This window comes from Dulcicalothrix desertica PCC 7102 (genome assembly GCF_003991905.1).
Lineage (GTDB): Bacteria > Cyanobacteriota > Cyanobacteriia > Cyanobacteriales > Nostocaceae > Dulcicalothrix > Dulcicalothrix desertica.
Map to the genome: position 1 here is coordinate 1 of NZ_RSCL01000085.1, position 3,540 is coordinate 3,540.

Consider the following 3,540-nt stretch of genomic DNA (forward strand, 5'->3'; position numbering starts at 1 on the left):
CAATAAATGCTTCTGCTTCTATTGGTTGCCCAAGAGCTTGGTAATAATCTTGTCGATGTATTTCAAAATCTTGGGGTAAATCAGATTCTGGGTTGCAATAACGTTTTGCTCCAACAACCCAAATTTCCTTACTTCTCAACTTCTCTCGTAATGCTGTAAGGACGCAGATTTCATAATTAACCCTGTTAATTCGTTCCTGCCCATCCTTATCAACTTCAACGATTAATTCTTTCCAGTCGTTTTTGAGAACACCATCGATAATTAGTTCTTCTCCCAAAGCATAATACCGTTGGTTGCTGTCCCGGTATCTTTTGAGTAATGACAATGCTGAAATTACGGGACGGTGAACATCATTATTTGAGCAAAACTCCAACGTTTCAAGGAGTTGTGGAACCATGCGGCGGTAATGATTTAAGTATGATGAGCGCATAACTGTATACACTCGTTGCGTGTATTGAGAAGAACTGGATTTGTACTCTTTAACCACAGCTTTTAGCATTGTCTCGCTAACTACGGGGAAAACTACATCTTTTACCAATTCTTCAGGATGCTCTAATGAGGCGTTAGCAATTTCAAATAGCAAGCGGGGTTTGTTATCAACCCGTTTAAATTCTTCCAAAAGCTCTTTGTCCACACGGCGTTCGGCACGGGCATTAATACCATGTATAATTTGCACTAATAATTCAACCAAGCTATCTGTTATTTCTTGGCTACGTTGCCAACAAAATGCAGCTACCAGTGTGTAACGAATTGAGACAGGATGGCGGCGTAGTTCACGAGGTGTTTCCGCAGAAGCTCGCCGACGATAGTGGTTAACAATCTTCGGAGGAACTAAATCAAATAAGTTCAACGGTAATTGTAAGTCTCGAATACATTGAAGTTTGGATATTTCTTTGAAAATACTTTGAAGACTAGTACGTCCTGGGTCAGATTTGAGAAAGTTAAATACTGATTGGCGAAAGTGGCTCTCGTCATCATCAAACCCATCTTTAGTATCAAGAAGTGCATCCATTTTCCTTAACGAGAATAGAGAAAGCTGCCCAAGAATATTCGTACAGAATTTCTTCTCAGTTGTTGTTACCGCAGACCGAATTAATCGTTCAAGTCGTTCTGGAGTTGGTGGTTCTAACTTCAGTTCGCGTAAGCGTTTATAAGAAGCGCTTTCTAAGTGAGATTGTTGACGTTCATAGGTCAATACTTTCTCGCACAGCCAAGCTTTTAATTCTTCTCCATCTAGTACTGTAAATTCCCGAAATCCAAAAAATTCTCTAATTTCTGCTCTATGCCTTTCAAAAGTCCTCCCCTCCCATTCATACTGTTTATAAAGTCTTGGTGACAAACCTAAAAGACTTGCAATATAAGCAACAACGAGTTTTGGGACTTCTTGTCTGGTACGCGGAAACTTAGCTTCCATCTGAAAGAACTTGAGCAAAACCGCAAACCCCAAACGATTCTCTTCACTTTTATTTTCAAGTAGTGCCACCTCTTCGGGTATTAGGGTGAAATGCTCTACAAGCTCAGTTGCGTCCCATTGTCTTTTCAATTAATTTCTCCGTCGGTATTCAATTTTTTAGAACGTAAACAACGCTTTAGTTTTTATAAGATTCGCCACAATATGGACAGAATCTATATTTCAGCGACATGATGCGTTCATTGCAACTTCCACATCGGTCACGTAAAGTTGTACCACAAGCAAAACAATATTTTGAACGTAAAGATGTCCACATTGGGTCAAGTGTCGTCCCTGGTGTCCAGCACTTGGGACAAAACTTCAGTGCAGTTACTGTCTCTAAAGGTGTTTGTTTAACTACTGCGTCGAGATACTCCTGGGGAATACCAAGTGCGGCTGCTAATCCTGATTTTCCTTTGTGGCTGAGTCTGGATGTTCCACCAGCTTCGATTTTACGGATGGTTTGGACATGTATACCAGCCTTTGCGCTTAACTCCACCTGAGTTAAAGATAAAGAATCTCGAACCCTCTGGATGTACCGTCCCAATGGTTCAGATGGGGCAGGCGCCGCATCCGCGATGGAAACATTCATAAAATTATTGTGATTTTTAGCACAAATAATATTAATTTAATATTTGTGCAAAAAAATCAAGTACTTACATGAGAAATATTTAAAATGAGTATGACTTTAGCAACGTTAGTGACTAAGTATTTAGAGCGTCAAGAATTAGCAAGCTCAACTATCCGTACCTATGAATCAATTTTTATACCTTTACTTAAACAGTATGGACGTTGGTCGGTTGAAATTGTTGACCGAGAAATACTAGTTGAATATTTAAATGCAATAAAGTCGGTAAAATTTACTACTCATCATAAGCATCAGGCAGTAATTAACGCACTGTTTAACTTCGCTGTTGAGCAGGGTTATATTAAATCAAATCCAATTTTTCGACTCAAACGGCGCAAACCAGATATTAATTTAGGTGAGCATGATAGTGATGAAGAAGTGCGTTATTTAACACCAGTACAATTAAATCTTTTATATCAAGCTGTTAAACAAGATGTACGGTTAGATGCATTGGTGCATTTGCTACATAGCAGTGGAGCAAGGATAGCGGAAATATTAGCCTTGGATTTAAAAGATATAGATACTGTCAATCGTAAGTTTCAGGTGATTGGAAAACGAAATAAAAAACGATGGTGTTTTTACAGTGAACATACTTCGGTTAGTCTAAATAATTACTTAAAATATTATAGACACCAAAACATAAGCGCATTATTTACCGCTCAACAACAATTTACTAATAAAGTTTCTCGATTGTCTTATGCAGCAGCTTATAAATCTTTGGTTAAGCTAATTGATGATATTCCAGAATTGTCGGGTGTTTGCTTTCATCAACTCAGACACTTCTTTGGAACCGAAAGAGTCGGTCTTGTTAGTATTGATGAACTACGTGCGCTTATGGGTCATGAGGACATTCAAATGACTCTACGCTACTCCAAAGTAACTTCTCGACGCGCGGAGGAAGTCGCACAGCAAGCTTTTAATCAAATCCCAATTTACGGGCAGTAAATAAATACTGTAAAATCTAAAAAGTTTAGACTGTTATGCTTTGATAGCGCACTTGTGTAAACACGATTCCATAGAATTGATGTTTCTCTTCACCAAGAAAGTGAGTGAAATCTAAAAATGTATGTAATTTTTTTGTACTAATAACCTAGAAATGGATATTGAAGAGTTATTGCAAAGGTACGAGTTGGGAGAAAGAGATTTTGCTGGGGCTAATCTTAAAAACAGATTTTCTAGAGATTTGAGTGGTATAGATTTAAGTGGTATCAATCTCAGAAAAGCTGTTCTTGACAGTATTGCTTTTGAAGGAGTCAATTTGAGCAAAGCTAACTTGAGCAATCTGACCTTGTTTAAAAAATCTTTTAAAGGAGCTAACTTAAGTAGGGCTAACCTGAGCAAAACGAGACTTTTTCAAATAGGTTTTTGGGATGCAGATTTACAAGGGGCTAACTTTAGTAAGTCTTATTTGACTGAAGGTGTTTGTTTTCGGGGGTCAAATCTCTATGAAGCTAAATTTAAC

4 protein-coding genes are annotated in these 3,540 nt (G+C 38.1%); 2 read left to right on the forward strand and 2 right to left on the reverse strand.

Going from position 1 to position 3,540, the window contains the following annotated elements; all coding sequences use genetic code 11:
• Positions 1-1,543, reverse strand: a 1,543-nt coding sequence (locus tag DSM106972_RS50810; RefSeq protein WP_148129298.1) for a DUF4158 domain-containing protein, incomplete at its 3' end; no start/stop codon positions are given.
• 46 nt (positions 1,544-1,589) lie between these two features.
• Entirely contained in the window at positions 1,590-2,042 is a 453-nt protein-coding gene (locus tag DSM106972_RS50815) for a double zinc ribbon domain-containing protein (protein WP_127087833.1), read from the reverse strand.
• A gap of 84 nt (positions 2,043-2,126) precedes the next feature.
• Between DSM106972_RS50815 and DSM106972_RS50820 the strand changes: the two genes are divergently transcribed.
• A complete protein-coding gene (locus DSM106972_RS50820) occupies positions 2,127-3,023 on the forward strand; it encodes a tyrosine-type recombinase/integrase (RefSeq protein WP_127087834.1) in 897 nt (298 codons plus the stop codon).
• A 151-nt stretch (positions 3,024-3,174) separates the two neighbouring features.
• The coding region (locus DSM106972_RS50825) for a pentapeptide repeat-containing protein (protein ID WP_148129299.1) at positions 3,175-3,540 on the forward strand (366 nt) is incomplete at its 3' end.

Coding starts and splice junctions, on each gene's coding strand:
- DSM106972_RS50815 (WP_127087833.1), bottom strand. CDS start 2,042: ATGAATGTTTCCATCGCGGATGCGGCGCCTGCCCCATCTGAACCATTG.
- DSM106972_RS50820 (WP_127087834.1), top strand. CDS start 2,127: ATGAGTATGACTTTAGCAACGTTAGTGACTAAGTATTTAGAGCGTCAA.